The organism is Massilia aurea (assembly GCF_024753205.1).
GTDB lineage: Bacteria > Pseudomonadota > Gammaproteobacteria > Burkholderiales > Burkholderiaceae_D > Telluria > Telluria aurea.
Window position 1 is genome coordinate 470,714 of the sequence record NZ_JANUGZ010000003.1, and the last position, 19,612, is coordinate 490,325.

At 62.5% G+C, this 19,612-nt stretch carries 13 protein-coding genes and 1 pseudogene; 1 reads left to right on the plus strand and 13 read right to left on the minus strand.

Annotated features, from left to right (window positions below; translation table 11 throughout):
* Positions 1–60: 60 nt before the first annotated feature.
* Positions 61–1,080 carry a glycosyltransferase family 2 protein gene (locus NX775_RS12760; RefSeq protein WP_258836352.1) on the plus strand — a complete coding sequence of 340 codons (1,020 nt, stop codon included), beginning with the start codon at positions 61–63 and terminating at the stop codon, positions 1,078–1,080.
* Between the two features lie 75 nt (positions 1,081–1,155).
* On the opposite strand, the gene typA is transcribed toward NX775_RS12760, so the two are convergent.
* The 13 genes and pseudogenes from typA to NX775_RS12825 form a co-directional block, all read right to left on the minus strand.
* A complete protein-coding gene (gene typA, locus NX775_RS12765) occupies positions 1,156–2,988 on the minus strand; it encodes a translational GTPase TypA (protein WP_183549484.1) in 1,833 nt (610 codons plus the stop codon).
* A 289-nt stretch (positions 2,989–3,277) separates the two neighbouring features.
* Entirely contained in the window at positions 3,278–4,204 is a 927-nt protein-coding gene (gene truB / locus NX775_RS12770) for a tRNA pseudouridine(55) synthase TruB (protein WP_258836353.1), read from the minus strand.
* A 119-nt stretch (positions 4,205–4,323) separates the two neighbouring features.
* Positions 4,324–4,698, minus strand: a pseudogene (gene rbfA, locus NX775_RS12775) (30S ribosome-binding factor RbfA); the annotation flags it as partial.
* A 110-nt stretch (positions 4,699–4,808) separates the two neighbouring features.
* On the minus strand, positions 4,809–7,670 hold the full coding sequence (gene infB / locus NX775_RS12780; RefSeq protein WP_183549478.1) for a translation initiation factor IF-2: 2,862 nt from the start codon (positions 7,668–7,670) through the stop codon (positions 4,809–4,811).
* Between the two features lie 44 nt (positions 7,671–7,714).
* Positions 7,715–9,280, minus strand: coding sequence for a transcription termination factor NusA (gene nusA / locus NX775_RS12785; RefSeq protein WP_183549475.1), 1,566 nt, complete (start codon positions 9,278–9,280; stop codon positions 7,715–7,717).
* Positions 9,277–9,765, minus strand: coding sequence for a ribosome maturation factor RimP (rimP, locus tag NX775_RS12790; protein ID WP_183549472.1), 489 nt, complete (start codon positions 9,763–9,765; stop codon positions 9,277–9,279). The genes nusA and rimP overlap by 4 nt, the downstream gene beginning before the upstream one ends.
* A 247-nt stretch (positions 9,766–10,012) precedes the next feature.
* Positions 10,013–12,091, minus strand: coding sequence for a 23S rRNA pseudouridine(2605) synthase RluB (gene rluB / locus NX775_RS12795; protein WP_258836759.1), 2,079 nt, complete (start codon positions 12,089–12,091; stop codon positions 10,013–10,015).
* Positions 12,078–12,812, minus strand: coding sequence for an SMC-Scp complex subunit ScpB (gene scpB / locus NX775_RS12800; protein ID WP_183549464.1), 735 nt, complete (start codon positions 12,810–12,812; stop codon positions 12,078–12,080). Before scpB ends, rluB begins: the two co-directional genes overlap by 14 nt.
* A 419-nt stretch (positions 12,813–13,231) precedes the next feature.
* Complete coding sequence (locus NX775_RS12805; RefSeq protein ID WP_258836355.1) at positions 13,232–14,233, minus strand: glucokinase; 1,002 nt, start codon at positions 14,231–14,233, stop codon at positions 13,232–13,234.
* 184 nt (positions 14,234–14,417) lie between these two features.
* Positions 14,418–15,362 carry a VTT domain-containing protein gene (locus NX775_RS12810; protein ID WP_258836356.1) on the minus strand — a complete coding sequence of 315 codons (945 nt, stop codon included), beginning with the start codon at positions 15,360–15,362 and terminating at the stop codon, positions 14,418–14,420.
* Positions 15,363–15,470: 108 nt separating this feature from the next.
* Complete coding sequence (locus tag NX775_RS12815) at positions 15,471–17,162, minus strand: ABC transporter ATP-binding protein (RefSeq protein ID WP_258836357.1); 1,692 nt, start codon at positions 17,160–17,162, stop codon at positions 15,471–15,473.
* Positions 17,159–18,175 (minus strand): ABC transporter permease, encoded by a 1,017-nt coding sequence (locus NX775_RS12820; protein ID WP_258836760.1) that lies wholly within the window; start codon positions 18,173–18,175, stop codon positions 17,159–17,161. Before NX775_RS12820 ends, NX775_RS12815 begins: the two co-directional genes overlap by 4 nt.
* On the minus strand, positions 18,175–19,113 hold the full coding sequence (locus NX775_RS12825) for an ABC transporter permease (RefSeq protein WP_258836358.1): 939 nt from the start codon (positions 19,111–19,113) through the stop codon (positions 18,175–18,177). The genes NX775_RS12820 and NX775_RS12825 overlap by 1 nt, the downstream gene beginning before the upstream one ends.
* Between the last annotated feature and the right edge of the window lie 499 nt (positions 19,114–19,612).

Consider the following 19,612-nt stretch of genomic DNA (forward strand, 5'->3'; position numbering starts at 1 on the left):
AATTTGTGCAAGTCCCCAAGGCGCGCTATGATCGTTTGCTCATGCAACCGATCGGCGCTCATGGACTCATCCACCACTTCTGCCAACACACCACTGCGCTGCGGCGTCGCACTGATCACCCATAACGGTGTGAAGTACCTGCCGCAGCAACTGCACAGCATCCTCGCGCAGACCCGCGCCGTCAGCCACATCGTCGTGTCCGATGACGCTTCCACCGACGGCACCTGGGAATATCTGGAAGCCTGGGCCAGCGAGGCGCCCGTGCGCGTCACCCTGGTGCGCAACGATCCCCCGCTGGGTGTGAGCGCCAACTTCGAGCAGGCCATGCGCCTAGTGGATGCGGATATCGTGTTTTCGTCCGATCAGGACGACGTCTGGATGCCGGACAAGGTCGCGCTGCTGGCCGGCGTGTTCGAGGCCGACGACAGCGTGCAACTGGCCCACACCGATGCGATCCTGGTCGACGCCAACGGGCGCGAACTCGGATCGACCCTGTTCGACGAACTTGAGATCTCGCGAATGGAACGCCGCGATATCCGCAGTGGCAATGCGTTTCGCGTGTATTGTCGCCGCAACGTGGTCACCGGCGCCGCCGCCGCATTCCGGCGCCGCCTGATCGGGCTGGTGCAACCCCTGCCCCCCAAAACGATGTTCTACCACGACGGCTGGCTGGCGCTGATGGCCGCCGCCTCGGGCCGTGTCGTCATGCTCGACACGCCGACCATCCAGTACCGCCAGCATGGCGCCAACCTGGTGGGCGTCAAGCGGCTGGGACTGCTTACCAAGCTGCGCCGCCTGTGGTGGGCCATCGGCAGCCCGAGCCCGCTGAAAGCCACTACCGACAGCCTGCTGGCGGCGCGCGCCGCCCTGTATGCGCACATGGCCGGCCGCAACGATCTGGCGCCATCGCGCATCGCCATGGCGCAGGAAGCGCTGGACTACATGACCTGGCGCGGCCGCCTGCCCGCCAATCCCGTCAAGCGTTGCACCAAGGTGGCCGGGGCGCTGCTGACAGGGCGCTACCATACATTCGCGCACGAACCCTGGGTCGATGCGCTGCGCGACAGCCTGAATCGCTGATCGTCTTGCCCGATGCGATGCACCAGACGTAAAAAAAACCCGCTGCAGGCAGCGGGTTTTTTACATTCGAAGGAATTAACCTTCGCGGTTGGCTTTCTTGCGCTCGTGCTCTTTCAGGTAGCGCTTGCGCAGACGAATGCTCTTCGGGGTGATCTCGACCAGTTCGTCGTCCTCGATGAATTCGACCGCGTATTCCAGCGACATCTGAATTGGCGGCACCAGGCGCACCGCTTCGTCGGTACCCGACGAACGCACGTTGGTCAGCTGCTTGCCCTTGATCGGGTTCACGACCAAGTCGTTGTCACGCGAGTGGATGCCGATGACCATGCCTTCGTACACCGGATCGTTATGCGACACGAACATGCGGCCGCGGTCCTGCAGTTTCCAGATAGCGTAGGCAACGGCAGCGCCGTCATCCTGCGAGATCAGCACGCCGTTGCGACGGCCGGCCATTTCGCCCTTGCTGTTGTCGACTGGTGCGTACTCGTGGAACACGTGGCTCATCAGGCCGGTGCCGCGGGTCAGGGTCATGAATTCGCCCTGGAAGCCGATCAGGCCACGCGCCGGGATCAGGTACTCGAGACGCACGCGGCCCTTGCCATCCGATTCCATGTTCTGCAGGTCGCCACGACGGCGGCCCAGTTCTTCCATCACGCCGCCCTGGTTGGCTTCTTCGACGTCGACCGACAGGCTCTCAAACGGCTCATGGCGCACGCCATCGACCATCTTGAACACGACGCGTGGACGCGACACTGCCAGCTCGAAGCCTTCGCGACGCATGTTTTCCAACAGAATCGTCAGGTGCAGTTCGCCGCGGCCCGAGACTTCGAAGATCGTGTCGTCGTCGGTTGGCGAAACGCGCAGTGCGACGTTGGCTTTCAGTTCGCGGTCAAGGCGTTCGCGCAGCTGACGGCTGGTGACGAACTTGCCTTCGCGGCCGGCCAGTGGCGAGTTGTTGACCATGAAGTTCATGGTCAGCGTCGGCTCGTCGACGGTCAGCATTTCGAGTGCGTCCGGGGTGTCCGGTGCGCAGATGGTCGAACCGATGCCGATTTCTTCGATACCGTTGATCAGGACGATGTCGCCAGCGACGGCTTCATCGACCAGCACGCGCTCCAGACCCTTGAAGTTCAGGACCTGGTTGATGCGGCCCTTGATTGGGGTTGCGCCTGGACCGTTCACGACGACGACGTCCTGGCCAGCCTTGATGCGGCCGCGCGAGATACGGCCAATGCCGATCTTGCCGACGTACGACGAGTAGTCGAGCGACGTGACTTGCATCTGCAGCGGACCGTCCGGATTGTCGTCACGGACTGGCACGTGTTGCAGGATCGCTTCGAACAGCGGCTTCATGTCGCCTTCGCGGACATCTTCAGTCAGGCCGGCATAGCCGTTCAGACCCGATGCGTAGACGATCGGGAAGTCCAGCTGTTCGTCGGTCGCGCCGAGCTTGTCGAACAGTTCGAACGTCTGGTTGATGGCCCATTCAGCGCGTGCGCCTGGACGGTCGACCTTGTTGACGACGACGATTGGCTTCAAGCCCAGGGCCAGTGCCTTGCGGGTCACGAAGCGGGTCTGTGGCATCGGGCCTTCCTGCGCATCGACCAGCAGCAGCACGGAGTCAACCATCGACAGCACGCGCTCGACTTCACCGCCGAAGTCGGCGTGGCCTGGGGTGTCGACGATATTGATGTGGGTACCTTCGTACTCGACAGCGCAGTTCTTCGACAGAATGGTGATGCCGCGTTCTTTTTCGAGGTCGTTCGAGTCCATCACGCGGGTTTCCACCTGCTGATTTTCACGGAACGTACCGGATTGACGCAGCAGCATGTCCACCAGGGTGGTTTTGCCGTGGTCAACGTGGGCGATGATTGCGATATTACGAATCGCGCGTTTGGTGTTTGACATGGTCTCTGAGAAGTTGCGTTGTACGGAAGTGTACGATCTGCCGAGTATCTGCTGCGCTGTACCGCGATGTTTCTACAGTACTGCTGCGGTGCTGCCACGATCTTGCCGCGATGGTGCCGCGAACTTGCCGCGCACTTGCTGATTTCGGAAACCGACTAGTATAGCAGGTAAAGTACCGCTCTAACCGGGGTGGCTGGAAATAGCGAGGTATTTCAAGAGCTTGCCCGGTCGTTGGGCAGACGGGGCGCTGCCTGCAAGGGTAGCGCCCGTTGATGACTGCCGCGTGACATCAACCCTGGGGTGCGGTCGAGATCAGGCGTTCGGGCGCCAGGATCGCATACTCACCGAGAATGCCGGTGCCCAGCAGGCTGCCATCGTGATAGATGCGCACCCTGCCCTGCTGTTCTGGAACGGCGATGTCTTCCTTGCCGAGCGCCAGGCGCTGCCCTTGCAGGAAGCGGCGCGCCAGTTCGGGCGTCAGTTCAAGCGCCGGGAAACTCGACAGCAAGGCGTCGACCGGCTGCAACAGCGACAACGGGTCGGGGTGCGCCAGCAGATCGTCCAGCGTGATCATGCCCTCGATCGTCAATGGTCCGACTTCAGTGCGGCGCAGTGCGTTCAAGTGCGCGCCGCAACCGAGCGCAGCGCCGATGTCTTCGCCCAGCACGCGCACATACGTGCCCTTGCTGCAGGTGACGGCGATCTTCAGGAACGGCGCGTCGTAGGCAACCAGCGTCAGCGCGTGGATCGTCACGGGGCGCGCTTCGCGTTCGAGCACGATGCCTTCGCGCGCGTATTCGTACAGTGCCTTGCCGTCGCGCTTGAGCGCCGAATACATCGGCGGCGTTTGCAGGATCGGGCCGCGGTAGCGGGCCAGTGCGGCTTCGATCTGATCCAGCGTCACATCGACCGGTTTCGTCTCGACGGCCTCGCCTTCGGTGTCGCCGGTGGTCGTCGTGATGCCCAGGTGAACCGTGGCCAGATAGGTCTTGTCCGACTCCAGCAAATCCTGCGAAAACTTGGTCGCTTCGCCAAAGCACAGCGGCAAGAGGCCAGTGGCAAACGGGTCGAGCGTGCCGGTGTGGCCGGCCTTCTTTGCGTTGAGCACGCGCTTGGCCTTGATCAAAACGTCATTCGACGAAAACCCTACCGGCTTGTCGAGCAACAGCACGCCATTGACCAGGTCGCGCGGTTTTTTGGCGGGCCGACCGTTCACGCTTTGTTCGCCTTGTCGGCGTCGCCACCAATATCGCTGTCCTGCTCCTGCGCCTGGTCCTGGTCCTGATCCTGCTCCAGGTCGACGTCTACCTCCGGCGCCGGATGCGATTCCGGGTCATCCTTCGAGCGCGTCGCATTGGCCTGGTCGATCAGGGCCGACATCTGCAGGCCGCGCACGGTCGACGTGTCATGCACGAAGTGCAGCGCCGGCAGCGTGTGGATGTGCAGGCGCTTGCCCAGCATATTGCGCAGATAGCCGGACGCCTTGTTCAGGCCTTCCTGCGTCTGCTTGACTTCTTCGACGCCATCCTTGAGCAGGGTGAAATACACCTTGGCGTGGGCATAGTCGGGGGTCAATTGCACTTCGCTGATCGTGACCATGCCGACGCGAGGGTCCTTCAGTTCGAAGGCGATGAGTTCCGACAGATCCTTCTGGATCTGGTCGGCCACGCGCAGGCCGCGCTTGGGAATGCTTTTGCTGTGTTTAGCCATGATGTTGCTGCATCTTTTTCTGGAAAATCAGAGAGCCAAAATAAAAGGGCCAGGCCCTTCGCGACGTTGCCGCGAAGCGTCCTGGCCCCCATGTTACGCCAACGTGTCGCTTACAGCGTACGTGCCACTTCGGTGACTTCGAACACTTCCAGGACGTCGCCGACCTGGATTTCGTTCTGGCCCTTGAGCGACAGGCCGCACTCGAGACCGGCGCGCACTTCTTTTGCGTCGTCCTTGAAGCGCTTGAGCGAATCGATCTCGCCAGTCCACAGCACAATGTTGTTGCGCAGCAGACGGACCGACGACGAACGCTTGACGACACCATCGGTGACCAGACAACCCGCAATCGCGCCGACTTTCGAGACCAGGATGACCTGGCGAATCTCGACCTGACCGGTGATGGTCTCGCGCTTTTCTGGCGCCAGCATGCCCGACAGCGCGGTACGGACTTCGTCGATCGCATCGTAAATGATGCTGTAGTAACGAATGTCCACGCCGTTCGACTCGGCCAGCTTGCGCGCCTGGGCATCGGCACGGGCGTTAAAGCCAATGATGACTGCCTTCGACGCGGTTGCCAGGTTGACGTCCGACTCGGTAATGCCGCCGACCGCTGCGTGCACGATCTGGACCCGCACTTCCGAGGTCGACAGCTTCTGCAGCGAACCGACCAGTGCCTCTTGCGAACCCTGCACATCGGTCTTGACGATGAGCGGCAGGTTCTTGATTTCGCCTTCGGCCATTTGCTCGAACATGTTCTCGAGCTTCGCGGCTTGCTGCTTGGCCAGCTTCACGTCACGGAACTTACCTTGACGGAACAGGGCGATTTCACGCGCCTTGCGCTCGTCGGCCATGACCATGACTTCTTCGCCAGCGGTTGGCACTTCGGTCAGACCCTGGATTTCGACCGGGATCGATGGGCCAGCCGAGGTGACTGCCTTGCCGTTTTCGTCCAGCATCGCACGAACACGACCGAACGACGAACCCGCCAGCACGACGTCGCCGCGCTTCAAGGTACCCGACTGCACCAGGATCGTTGCCACCGGGCCGCGGCCCTTGTCCAGACGGGCTTCGACCACCAGGCCACGGGCCGGGGCTTCGGTCGGCGCCTTCAGTTCCAGCACTTCGGCCTGCAGCAGCACTTGCTCCAGCAGATCGTCGATACCGGTACCGATTTTCGCCGACACCGGCACGAATGGCGATTCGCCACCGTATTCTTCAGGCACGACGCCTTCAGCGACCAGCTCTTGCGTGACGCGGTCGGCGTTGGCACCCGGCTTGTCGATCTTGTTGATCGCCACGACCAGCGGCACACCAGCGGCTTTTGCGTGAGCAATTGCCTCTTTGGTTTGCGGCATCACGCCGTCGTCCGCCGCCACCACCAGGATGACGATGTCGGTCGCCTTGGCACCACGGGCACGCATGGCGGTGAACGCCTCGTGACCTGGGGTGTCAAGGAAGGTGATCATGCCGCGTGGGGTATCCACGTGGTATGCACCGATGTGCTGGGTAATACCACCGGCTTCGCCCGAAGCGACCTTGGCGCGACGGATGTAATCCAGCAGCGACGTCTTGCCGTGGTCGACGTGACCCATGACGGTGACGACCGGTGCGCGCGAGGTCGATTCGAACTCGGCGTGCTCGCCATTGTCGGCCAGCAGTGCCTCTGGATCATCCTCGGCGGCAGCGAAGGCCTTGTGGCCCATCTCTTCCACCAGGATCATCGCGGTTTCCTGATCGAGCACCTGGTTCATCGTGCACATCTGGCCCAGCTTCATCAGTTGCTTGATGACTTCCGATGCCTTGATCGCCATCTTGTGTGCCAGTTCGGCCACGGTGATGGTTTCCGGCACGTGCACATCGCGCACGATCGCTTCGGTTGGCGCCTGGAAGTTGGTTTCGCGGTCATCATGACCACGACGACCGCCACGGCCGCCACCAGCACGCCAGCCATCACGGCCACCGGTGCTGCTGCCTGCGCCGCCGCGCGTTTTCACGCTCGGGCCGCCACGCTTTTTAGCATCGTCCGACCAGGTCGACGACACATTGGCCGACTTGATCGACTTCTTGTCGCCAGGCTTCTTGGCGTCGTCTTTCTTGACTTCGCCAGGCTTCTTGTCGGCAGGCTTGTGCAGCGTACCGGCTGGGGCCGCTGGTGCGACGACCGGCTTCGGTGCTGGCTCAGGTGCCTTGATGACGCGGCGCGGCTGACTCATCATCAGCTTGATCTGCGCGACTTCGTCAGCCACGGCCTTGCGTGCGCGCTCGGTAGCGGCAACGCGTTCGGCCGCTTCCTTGCTTGCCGCTTCATTGCGGGCCTTGACTTCTTCAGCGGCGCGCTTGGCCGACTCGTCAGCAGCAGCACCGGCAGCGGCTTCTTTCGCGCCGGCAGCAGCTTCCTTGGCAGCACCGGCAGCCACGGCAGCAGCAGCCGATTTCTCGGCGGCGTCGCGCTTGGCTTGTTCAGCCGCATCGCGCTTGGCCTGCTCTTGCGCTGCCTGGGCTTGCGCCTTTTCCTCGGCTTCGAGTTTGATCAGGCGCTCTTGCTTCTCACGCAGATCAGCCTCTTGGCGGGCGATCGCTTCATTCTGGCGCGCTGCTTCCTCTTCGCGACGTGCTTGTTCAGCAACGTCGACGACTGGCTCTTCAGGTGCTTTGGTCGTGACCAGGTCGTCGCGCTGCACGAAGGTGCGCTTCTTGCGAACTTCGACCTGGATGGTGCGCGATTTGCCCGACGAATCAGCTTGCTTGATTTCGCTGGTTTCCTTGCGCGTTACCGTGATCTTTTTCTTTTCACCGGTGTCGCTCGCGCCGTGGGTACGACGCAGATGGTTCAGCAGCTTGTCCTTATCATCTTTCGACAACGGATCTGACGTCGAACTTTTTTCGACGCCGGCCGAGCGCAGCTGCGTCAGCAGCAGGTCTGCAGGCATCTTCAGCTCGGTGGCAAATTGGGCTACGTTGTTACTCGCCATTCAGTCCTCTTTTCTATGTGTCGCGACAGATGATAAAGATTTGCTCAAGCTTTGGCCGTTTCAGCCAGGCTCCAGGCTTTCGCCTGCAGTGCTTTCGCCCGGTCGTCGTACTTGCCATCGACCAGCTTCATCTCGTCGTCGGTCACATCATTAAATTCACTCTTGATCAGGTCGCGGGCACGTTCCGACGGCAGCGCCAGGATGGCGCCAAACTCGTCATAGGCCAGTGCCGCGAATGCGTCGACCGTCTTGATACCAGCCAGGCCAAGCTTGCCGGCAACGGTACGGTCCATGCCTTCCAGATTGACCAGAGCTTCTTCCATGCCTTCGAGGCCTTCTTCGGAAGCAATCGCCTCGGTGACCAGCGCATCGCGTGCACGGGTACGGAGTTCGTTGACAGTGTCTTCGTCGAACGATTCAATTTCCAGCATTTCGGAAATTGGCACATACGCGATTTCTTCCAGGCTCGAGAAGCCTTCTTCCACCAGGATGTCGGCCACTTCCTGGTCGACGTCCAGTTTTTGCATGAACAGCGCGCGGATGGCCGCCGATTCCTGCTCCACCTTGTTGGCCGATTCCTCGGCCGTCATGATGTTGATCTTCCAGCCGGTCAGCTCGGACGCCAGGCGCACGTTCTGGCCCGAACGGCCGATCGCGATGGCCAGGTTTTCTTCGTCCACGACGACATCCATCGCGTGCTTTTCTTCGTCAACCACGATCGACGAGACATTCGCCGGCGCCAGGGCGCCAATGACGAACTGCGCCGGATCGTCGGACCACAGCACGATGTCGACGCGCTCGCCGCCCAGTTCACCGGTCACGGCCTGGACGCGCGAACCGCGCATCCCGACGCAGGTACCGATCGGGTCGATGCGCTTGTCGGCCGTGAACACGGCGATCTTGGCGCGCACGCCGGCATCGCGGGCAGCGGACTTAATCTGCAGCAGGCCCTGCTCGATCTCTGGGACTTCGAGTTCGAACAGCTTCATGATGAAATCAGGCGCGGTGCGCGACAGGATCACCTGCGGGCCACGCATATTGCGGTCCACACGCAGGATGAAAGCGCGCACACGGTCGCCGATACGCAGGTTCTCTTTCGGGATCATCTGGTCACGCGGCAGGCGTGCTTCGATCTTGCCCGATTCGACAATCGCGTCGCCGCGTTCCATGCGCTTGATGGTGCCGGTGACGAGCGAATCGCCACGTTCCAGGAAGTCTTGCAGGATCTGCTCGCGTTCGGCATCGCGCACGCGCTGCAGCACGACCTGCTTGGTGTCCTGGGCAAAGCGACGACCGAAGTCGACCGATTCGATCGGCTCTTCGATGTATTCGTCGACTTCGATGTCCGAGATCTGCTCTTTGGCTTCAAAGTGCAGGATCTCTTGATCAGGCAGTTGCAGGCCGGCTTCGTCGGGAACGACGTGCCAGCGGCGGAAAGTCTCGAATTCGCCGGTGTCACGGTCGATTGACACGCGAATGTCGACTTCGCCTTCATAACGCTTCTTCGTGGCCTGTGCCAGCGCGAACTCGAGCGCTCCGAAAACGACTTCCTTGTCGACGTTCTTTTCGCGCGCAAGCGCATCCACCAGTAACAAAATTTCGCGACTCATGCTTTGCGACTCCTAAAATCCACCTGCGGCACTAAACGTGCCTTATCCAATTCGGCCAGCGTAAATTCCATCAACGCCGGGCCATCTTTACTGTCAAATTCCAAGCCGACCTTGTCGTTTTCGACGCCGCGCAGGATACCGGTGAACGTCTTGCGGTTATCACTGCCCGGCACCGCGACACGCAGCTTGACCGTGCACTCAAGGCCGGCAAAGCGCGCGAAATCGGCGAGGGTTCGTACCGGGCGATCGAGGCCCGGCGACGAAATTTCGAGTCGTTCGTAATCGACGTTTTCCACGGTGAAGACATGCGACAGCTGGTGACTCACCTTGGCGCAATCCTCGACCGTGATCGGGCCCTTTTCGTCCGCGTCGGCAGCCGGAAAATCGATATACACACGCAGGATCCCGCGGTCGCCTCGTTCCACATCGACGAGTTCATAACCGAGACCACTGACTGTCGTGGCGATTAAATCAAACTGCTGCACGGCACTTCTCCAGGGCTTCTAAAACGATTTACCAAAAAAAAAATGGGCATCTGCCCATCTTTTTGTCATTACACCCCAATCAAAATATGACGCTTACACCGGATGCACGCTGAACAACACGTCGGGAAGGTCTTCGATTAGGCTGCAAATTATACTGCTTTTCGGCGTGCCTCGCAATCCGCACGCCAAAATGAGCAGCTATACAACAGTTAGCAGACTGCCATCGGCAGCCCGCCCTGAATTGGGCTTAGCCGCGACGGCCGCGGCGCGGTGCCGCATGCTCGGCGCCGCCACGCGGACCCTGGCCGCCGCCCGCACCGCCGCGGCGTGCGCCGCCACCGGTGTTGGCAAAACCGAACGTGGTCTGCAGCGGATCGGGCTGACGTGGACGGCTGCTGGCGCCAGCACCACCCGTCTTGCTGCCCTGCCCGCCGCCGAAACCGGCGCCGCGGCCTTTGCCGCCACCCTGGCCACCCGGACGACCACCGACTGGCTTGTTGCCAGGCACCGGACCATTCAGGATGCCCTGGCCGCGGGTGCTGCCCACGCGCGTTGCCTGCGGACCGAACGGATCGACATTGCGGTTGGCGTCGGCGCGGTCGATGCGGTTGCCATCGCTGCGGTCGTTGCCACGCTCATCGTCGGCCCCGGCGCTGCGCACGTTGCCGCGCTCAGGACCGCGCGTGTTTCCACGTTCGTTGCCACGCTCATTGCCACGCTCGCTGTCGCGCGCACCGTTCGGACGCGGACCCTTGCCCGGCTTGCCGCCCGACTTGGCGTTTTTCTCCGGCGCCGCTTTTTTCTCGACACCAAAGGCCGTCATCAGCGAACGGACATCGTTTTCTTCGAATTCTTCCCAGCGACCGCGCTTGAGGCCACTTGGCAGGGTCATCGCGCCGTAACGGGTACGGATCAGGCGCGAGACGGTCAGGCCGACCGCCTCGAACATGCGGCGCACTTCGCGGTTACGGCCTTCGCCGATGACCACGCGGTACCAGCGGTTGATGCCTTCGCCGCCGCCGTTCTGGATTTTGGAGAATGCCGCCTTGCCGTCGTCGAGATCGACGCCGGCCAGCAGTTTCTGGCGCATGCCTTCTTCAAGCTCGCCCAGCGTGCGCACCGCGTATTCACGGTCGATATTATAACGCGGGTGCATCAGGCGGTTCGCCAGGTCACCCGACGTGGTAAACAGCAGCAAGCCTTCGGTGTTGAAGTCGAGGCGGCCAACGGCCAGCCACTTGCCTGCTTTCATCGACGGCAGGCGATCGAACACCGACGGACGACCTTCCGGATCGTCATGGCTGACGATTTCGCCGGCCGGCTTGTGGTACACCAGCACGCGTGGTGGCTTGCTGCTCACGCGGCGCTGGATCAGCTTGCCGTTGATGCGCACCGCATCGGTCGGCAGGATGCGCTGGCCGATGTGGGCCGGCTCGCCATTGACCGACACGCGACCGGCAACGATCAGGTCTTCCATGTCGCGGCGCGAACCCAGGCCCGCTTCGGCCAGCACCTTGTGCAGCTTCGGCGCGTCGTCGTCCGCGGTCAGGTCGCGGCGCACGGCCTTGACCGGCGCATTGCGGCGGGCGCCGTCGTTGGCATCGAAATCGTCCGACGTGACGAACGAGAACACGTTATCGGCCTCGTCCATCGGCTGCGGCTTGCCGCCGGGTTTACCCGGCTTGCCGTTGCGGCCGATCTGCTTGACCGGCTGGCCCTGGCGACCGGCGCCCTGCACCGGACGGTTGCTTTGCTGGTTGCGCATGCCCGGCTTTTGCTGGCCACGGCCGCGGCCTTGCGGCGCGCCGTCGACGGCAGCCTCGGCGCCAGCAGCTTCCGCCGGCGCGTCGCCTTCTGGCGCAGCGTCGGCCGCAGCAACGGCAGGCGCCGCCAGCTGCTCGAGCGCTTCGCGTTCGGCGCGCTTTTCGCGCATCTGACGGGGACCGCGTGGCTTCGGTGCAGGGGCAGGTGCTGCCTCGGCGCCGTCGGCGGCCGGCGCTGCGGCCAGCTCTTCCTTGGCAGCCTGGACTTCTTTGGCGGCCTTCATCGCGCGCGGCTTGCGCACTTTCGCGGCTGGCGCGTCGGCAGCTGGTGCATCACCAGCCAACTCGGCAGCGACTGGCGTGGCGGCGCCGGATTCACTGGCGACGGCGACCTTGCGGGTGCGCTTTGCCTTGACCGGCGCTTCCACGGCGGCGTCGACCGGCGCGGACCCGGCAGCAGCAGCCTCGGCTGCAATCATAGCCTTGGTGCGGCGCTTTGGCTTGGCGGCGGCGGTCTCGGCTGCGTCGACAGGCTTGTTTTCGGTTGGTTCAGTTGGGTTCATCATTCGTATCTTTATTGTGCTGACCCGCCTCGGCAATTCCGTCGTCTGTCAGGTCTGGTATCGACACTTCAATCGGTGAAGTGTCCGGATGTGGGACGGGCGCGCCGGCGTCCGCCTTCTCAAAATTGTCGTTCAGTGCTGCTTCCAGTGCTTCCAGACTGCGTGCGTCCGGCCCCTCGGCCAGCGCCTGCAGCGGCGGCAGTTGCGACAGCGACGCCAGGCCCAGGTCATCCAGGAACTGGCGCGTCGTGCCCAGCAGCGCCGGGCGCCCTACTACTTCGCGGTGGCCAAGCACGTCGATCCAGCCGCGGTCTTCCAGCATTTTGATCGTCTGCGAATTGACCGCCACGCCGCGAATTTCTTCGATATCGCCGCGCGTGACCGGCTGGCGATAGGCAATGATGGCCAGCGTTTCCAGCGTCGCCCGCGAATACTTCGGCGGCTTCTCGGGTGACAGCCGGTCGAGATATGGCTTCATTTCGGGACGGCTCTGGAAACGCCAGCCCGAGGCCAGGCTGACGATCTCGATGCCGCGGCCGTCCCAGTCCTGGCGAAGTTCTTCCAGCAAAATCTTGATCGTATCGGCGCCAACGCCGGCGCCCTGGCTGCGACCGCTCGCATCGACGTCGGCGAACAGCTTTTTCATGCCGTGGATCGACATTGGCTCGCGGGCGCACAGCAAGGCGGTTTCGAGGACGCGCTTGGCCTCGTCAGTATTCATAGTGCGATGTCGTCAATCCACAAACAATAGCGGTAGCAGAAACAGAATCCGCGCAACAGAACAAGGGCAAACACGGTTAGCGCCCGGCAACCGCGCAACGAGCGACGCCGGCGCATGGGCGGCTAGCCTGCTGTTTGCGATTTGCTGCCTGATACTGGAATCCGTGGGTCCGGGGCTGATGCGCCGGACAGTCTATTACACGACGGACAAGGAACCCGTCGCGGGCAACCTGCCTCTGAATGTTGATGCTCGTTGGGAAACGCGGCGCATCGGCGCACTCGCCATGTTCGGGAGGCGCCGGGGAGCGGCCTGTGCGGCACGCGGAGGGACGACGACGTTTCTTGCAACTGGCGGCCATTGTACCCGATAAAACCGCGTAGTGGACAAGCGACCAGCCACGCGGCGGATAGCTAGTGGCGTCAGTCTGACAGTTTTTCGGACAAAATCGCTGACACGCCAACAAAGGCCGGGTATTCGGCGGTGATGACGTAGGTCGGCACGGCCGTCAGGTAATGGACGAAGCGCCCTTTTTGTTCGAAGCGGCGGCGGAACGACGAGCGGTCGAAGCGCGCGCCCAGGCGGGGAACGATGCCGCCACCAATATAGATACCGCCCTGCGCGCCGAGCGTAACGGCCAGATTGCCGGCCACGGTGCCCAGCATGCCGCAGAATGCTTCGAGCACGTCGTCGCACAGCGGGCACTCGCCCGACAGCGCGCGGCGCGAAATCTCGGCAGCGCTGAGGCGCTCGTTGGGGCTGCCGGCGCGATCGGCCAGCGCGCGGTAGATCAGTTCGACGCCGGCGCCAGACAGGAAGCGCTCGAACGAGACGTGGTCGTATTCGCGCCAGGCAAATTGCAGGATCGCGATTTCGTCGTCGTTGATGGGCGCGAAGCTCACGTGCCCGCCTTCGCTGCGCAATGCCGTCCATGAGCTGGCGCACGGGATCAGGCCCGACACGCCCAGGCCGGTGCCGGCGCCGATCAGGCCCAGCGCCGTGTCCGGCTGTGGCACGCCGCCGCCGACCTGGCGCTTGTGCTCGCCCAGATGCGGCAGCGAACGGGCCAGTGCCGAAAAGTCATTAACCACCATCAGGATCTCGAAGCCGCATTCGACCCGCAATGCTTCGGTCGAAAATTCCCAGTGGTGGTTGGTCATGCGCACATAGTCACCCGTGACCGGGTTGGCAATTGCCAGCGCCGCATGCCGGATGGGACTGGAGGTCAGCGCCTGAACGGTCGGACCAGCCAGGTAAGTGCGCATTGCGTCGCCCAGCGTGGCATAGGCGGCGCATGGCAGGATTTCGACGCCCTCGAGCTGACCAGGACCACGCTCGATCGCGAAACGACAATTGGTGCCGCCGATATCGGCCAGCAGGCGGGGGCCGCCAGCATGCAGGCGGGGGAACTCAGTCATGGACATGGAAGCGGTCATTGCGGGCACAGTAAAGGCGAAGCCGCAAGCTTACTAAATATTTTGCCTTCAAGACAAGAACTATCTGTAGTTTTGCTACAGACAATGGCATGTGTCAGGGCTTACTTACGTAAAAAAACCGCTTTTTCATCGTAATTGCACTACCTGTACACTCTGCTGTGCCGAAGACCGGTCAGCAAGGCGCCGGATCGAGCGAGGATGTGACGTCGCCCCGCCCGTTCCAGGCATCGAGCCCGCCCTTGAGCGCGCGCACGCGGCGAAAGCCGTTGGCAGCGAACTGGTGTGCAACCTGTGCGGCCGTCACGTCGTCGGGACAACTGCAGTAGACCACAATCTCGCGCTTGCGGTCGAGCGATGCCATTAATTTACCCGGCTCGCACGCGCGGAAAATGAGCGCGCCGGGAATGGGCGCTTCAAGATCCTGCGCCGTCAGGCTGCGCGCATCGATGAGCACCGGCTGTGCGCCGCTGTCGATCAGCGCCAGCAATTCGGCCATCTCGATGCGCTCGGCGCCGCTGCGTGAACGGTGCCGGCGCCGCTCGGCATACTTGAAGGCGATGAACAGGCCCAGCACGCTGGCGACGACGACCAGCGCCGTGCTGCCCATCGTCGACAGAATGTCGAGCACGTCGTCGACGCTGTCGTGGAACCAGGCGCCCAGCAGGATGCCGACGCCGCTCCACAGCGCCGCGCCCGTGACAGCGTACAGCAGGAAGGGCTTCGGGGCCACGCCCATCGCGCCCGACAACGGCGCGGCGATGGTGTTAAAGCCCGGGATGAACTTGGACACCAGCAGCGACTTCACGCCAAACCGGCTGAAGCGGTCTTCGGTCTGGTTGACGCACGAATCGGGGGACAGGGAAATTTTGCACAGCAACCGCAGGATGCGCTTGCCATAGAAGCGCCCGGCACGGAACCAGAACACATCGCAGATCAGGCAGGCGCTGATGGCGGCCAACCACACGAGCTGCCAGCTGACATCGGCCTCGACCGACAGCGCGCCAGCCACGATGAGGATCGGGTAGGCGGGAATGGGCAAGCCAAACTGCTCGACGAGAACGATGCCGAACACGATCAGCACGCCATAGACTTGAATGAGTTCGACTAACTGGGGCATCGTCACAGTGTACGTGAATTGCGCTGGCGGCACAGGAATGCGACCTGTTTCGGCAGCCTGTTTGGCATATTCGCAACGGTCTTTCGCGGCATCGGCAACGACCCGTCGTTACACCCCGCGCGGAATCGCCGCCAGCAGCGACTTCGTGTACGGATGTTGCGGGTTGCGGTACAGCGCATCGGCATCGGCGACTTCGACCACGCCGCCGTTCTGCATCACCATCACCTGGTCGGAGATGTACTTCACCACCGACAGGTCATGCGAGATGAAGATATAGCTCAGGCCAAATTCGTCCTGCAAATCCTGCAGCAGGTTCAGCACCTGGGCCTGGACCGACACGTCCAGCGCCGAGACGGATTCGTCGCAGACGAGGATCTCGGGCTGCATCGTCAGGCAGCGCGCAATGGCAATGCGCTGACGCTGCCCGCCCGAAAATTCATGGGGATAACGCCCGTAGGCCGCGTCCGGCAAGCCGACGCGCCCCAGCAGGGTGCGCGCCAGCGCGGCGCGCTCGGCCTCGTGCGCGCCGATCCCGTGGATGCGCATCGGTTCGAGCAGGATCTGGCCGACCGTGAAACGCGGATTGAGCGAGGCATACGGATTCTGAAAAATGATCTGGATGCGCCGCTTGTAAGGCTGGAATTCGCGGTCGGACATCGCCACCAGATCGCGCCCTTCAAACAGCGCCGAGCCGCCCGTTGCGCGGTGCAGCCGCAACAGCGTCAGGCCCACCGTCGTCTTGCCCGATCCCGATTCACCGACCACGCCCAGCGTCTTGCCGCGCGCCAGCGTGAACGACACATCCTTCACCGCCTTGAATTCGCGCTTGCCGCACAGGCCCTCGCGCGTCCAGAAACTCTTGGCCAGATTCCTGACCACCAGCAGCGGCGCATCGCCGGCATGCGTGCCGCGCACACGCTGCGGCAGTTGCGCACCAGCGAGCACGCGCCCTGCCAGATAATCGTCGATCACCGGCAGGCGCAGCGGACGCGCATCGAGCGATGGCCGGCAATGCAGCAGTGCACGGGTATAGGCGTCCTGCGGGGCGCCGAATACCTGCGCGGCAGTGCCCTCCTCGCGCACCTCGCCGTGGCGCATCACGATCACGCGATCGGCGATTTCGCCCACCAGTCCCAGGTCGTGCGTGATGAACAGCACAGCCATGCGCCGCTCGCGCTGCAGGCGCGCGATCAGGTCCATGATCTGCTTCTGGATCGTCACGTCGAGCGCCGTGGTCGGCTCGTCGGCAATCAGCAATCTGGGCTCGCAGGCAATGGCCATCGCGATCATCACGCGCTGCTGCTGGCCGCCCGACAGGTGGCCCGGGTAGGCGTCGATCTTGCGCGCCGGATCGGGAATGCCCACTTCGGCCAGCAGCTCGAGCGTGCGGGCACGCGCCGCGCGCTTGTCCATGCCCATGTGCTGGCGCAGCACTTCGCCGATCTGGAACCCCACCGTGAACACGGGATTGAGCGACGACATCGGCTCCTGGAAAATCATCGCGATGTCCTTGCCGCACAAGGCGCGCCGCGCCGCCAGCGGCAGACCCAGCAGCTCGCGGCCGGCAAACGCGATGCGCGAGGCTGGATCGACAATCGTCGTCTCGGGCGGCAGCAGCCCCATCACGGCGAGCGAACTGACCGACTTGCCGCTGCCCGATTCGCCCACCAGCGCCACCGTGGTGTTGTCCGGCACGTCGAACGAGACGCCTTTCAGCGCGGCGCTGGTGCGGTGCTTGTCGACCCGGAACGCGATGCGCAGATCGCGCACCCGGAGCAAAGGCATGGTTTCTTGGGTCATTTGATCTTGGGGTCGAGCGCGTCGCGCAAGGCGTCGGCAAACAGCGAAAAACTGGTGACCAGCACCGCCATGGCGCCAGCCGCGGCCGCCAGTTGCCACCACTTGCCGAGGATGAGTTCATTCTGCGCTTCGTTGAGCATGCTGCCCCACGAGACAGTGCCCACCGGCACACCGAAGCCCAGGAACGACAGGATCACTTCGGCCTTGATGAAGCCGACCACGAGGATCGACATCTGCACCAGCGCCACGTGCGACACGTTCGGCAGGATGTGCCCGAACATGCGCTGCCAGTTCGATGCGCCGATGGCGTTGGCCGCCATCACGTATTCGCGCGCGCTGTGCTTGATGTACTCGGCGCGCATCAGGCGAAACGGTCCCGTCCAGCCGGTCAGGCCCAGGATCAGCACGATGGTCGTCACGCCCTTTTGCTGCAGCACGGCGGCCACGGTCAGGATCATCAGGATCGACGGAATCGACGTGAAGATGCTGTAGAACCAGTTGAACAGATCGTCGACCCAGCCACCGAAGAACCCGGCGACGGCGCCGAACAGCGTGCCCAGCGTGACGGCCAAGAGCGCCGCAACCAGGCCGACGACGATCGACGTTTCGCCGCCCTTGATCGTTTTCCTGACGATGTCGTGGCCCCATTTATCGGCGCCAAACAGCAGCGTCGTGCGCTTGGCCACCGGCGGGTGCGTTGCCGCCACCTGGGCCTGCAAGGCTGCCAGTTCGGCCGCGAGCGGATCGAACGCATTCGGCGGCGTGGCGCGCGGCAGTTGCGCCTGCGCCAGCGCGCGCGCCGTCGCATCGGCGCCGACAAAGCCCGGCGGCGCGTAATTGACGGCCACTTCGTCTTCCCAGTCGGCGGCCACCAGGCCCGTGCTTGACAGCAGCACCAGCAGCAAAAAGCCGGCCACGACGGCAAGCGCCGCCATCGCCACGCGGTCGGCCCGCAGGCGGCGCCAGGCCAGCGTCCACAGGCCGGCTGAATCGTCGGATGTCTGCATCGTCATCATCGGAATTGCACGCGCGGATCGACGGCGCGGTACAGCAGGTCGGCCAGCAGATTGAACACCATCGTCGCGGCCGCGACGTAGACCGTGATCGCCTTGATCACCGGGAAGTCGCTGCGTTCAACGGCAAGAATGACTTCGCGCCCGATGCCGGGAATGCCGAAGAAACGCTCGAGCAGGAAAGCACCGATCAGCAGCGCCGGCAGGTTCGCCATCACGTGCGTGATGATGGGAATGGCCGCATTGCGCAGCACGTGCACCCAGACGATGCGGCGTTCGCTCAAGCCCTTGGCGCGCGCCGTGCGCACGTAGTCCTGCCCCACTTCGTCGAGCACGAAACTGCGGTACAGGCGCAGCGTCGGCGCAATCGAGACCGCCAGGCCAATGATGATCGGCAGCAGCGCGTAGTGCAGCAGATTCTCACCCAGGCTGCTGCCCCAGCCCTGCACCGGAAACAGGCCCAGCTGGTAGGCAAACACGTACTGGAACACCGAGATATACACGAGGATCGAGATCGACATGCCCACCGTGCAGGCAACCATCACGGCGCGGTCGGTCAGCGAGCCGCGCACGAAGGCAATCCCCAGCGCCAGCGCAATGCCGAAGAACACTTCGAGCACGGTCAGCGGGATCAAAACAGTGAGCGATGGCCCCAGGCGGCTGGTGATGATCTGCGCCACCGGTTCGCCCGTGCTCCAGGCATTGCCGAAGTCGAACGTGACGATTTGCTTGACGAAGATCCACAGTTGTATCGGATACGGCTCATCTAGGCCCAGCTGGCGCCGGATGTTCTCGATGGCGTTCGCATCGGCCATCTTGCCCGCCAACAGATAGGCCGGATCACCGCCGACCCAGTTGAACAGCATGAACACCAGCAGCACGACACCCGCCATGGTCGGCAACATTTGCCACAGGCGCCGGACGATATAAGCAAGCATGACACTCCCGAACCGGGACCAGGCAAATGTGCCATTTCCCGCGAAATTCACTAACCCGATACAGGCGTTGCGAACCCGACACGATAGCGCATATCGGCGTGGGCTGACAGATGCAGGATGTCATGCGGGAATAGATACGGGTTATCGAATGTACTGACATTTGTGACATTTAAATCGGGACGACAACGTGTCATCGACGACTCTGCATACATACGCCGAACAGCAATATCTGCCAAATATTCTAAAAATCACCGCATTAAATACCGAACAAACTATATTTTCCTTCATATATTCCACATATTATTTTTCATGTCGGAATCATGGCTAGCACCAAAATGCATACTTGTACAGACTAGTTGGCGCACAGTTGTATTTTTGATTCGTAAAGACTTTATACGTTGACACTGCCTTACCGGAAATGTTTTTATTGCCAAGTAGTAAAAATTCGACGCCGCTATTCGCGGTGGCAATCCAATGACATCACTGCAGGCGACATCCG

What these genes read in the sequence shown, in the direction of transcription:
- infB (WP_183549478.1), bottom strand. Translation starts at nt 7,670, where the DNA reads ATGGCGAGTAACAACGTAGCCCAATTTGCCACCGAGCTGAAGATGCCT.
- NX775_RS12825 (WP_258836358.1), bottom strand. Translation starts at nt 19,113, where the DNA reads ATGCTTGCTTATATCGTCCGGCGCCTGTGGCAAATGTTGCCGACCATG.
- NX775_RS12810 (WP_258836356.1), bottom strand. Translation starts at nt 15,362, where the DNA reads ATGCCCCAGTTAGTCGAACTCATTCAAGTCTATGGCGTGCTGATCGTG.
- nusA (WP_183549475.1), bottom strand. Translation starts at nt 9,280, where the DNA reads ATGAGTCGCGAAATTTTGTTACTGGTGGATGCGCTTGCGCGCGAAAAG.
- NX775_RS12820 (WP_258836760.1), bottom strand. Translation starts at nt 18,175, where the DNA reads ATGACGATGCAGACATCCGACGATTCAGCCGGCCTGTGGACGCTGGCC.
- rluB (WP_258836759.1), bottom strand. Translation starts at nt 12,091, where the DNA reads ATGAACCCAACTGAACCAACCGAAAACAAGCCTGTCGACGCAGCCGAG.
- NX775_RS12805 (WP_258836355.1), bottom strand. Translation starts at nt 14,233, where the DNA reads ATGTCCATGACTGAGTTCCCCCGCCTGCATGCTGGCGGCCCCCGCCTG.
- NX775_RS12815 (WP_258836357.1), bottom strand. Translation starts at nt 17,162, where the DNA reads ATGACCCAAGAAACCATGCCTTTGCTCCGGGTGCGCGATCTGCGCATC.
- typA (WP_183549484.1), bottom strand. Translation starts at nt 2,988, where the DNA reads ATGTCAAACACCAAACGCGCGATTCGTAATATCGCAATCATCGCCCAC.
- scpB (WP_183549464.1), bottom strand. Translation starts at nt 12,812, where the DNA reads ATGAATACTGACGAGGCCAAGCGCGTCCTCGAAACCGCCTTGCTGTGC.
- NX775_RS12760 (WP_258836352.1), top strand. Translation starts at nt 61, where the DNA reads ATGGACTCATCCACCACTTCTGCCAACACACCACTGCGCTGCGGCGTC.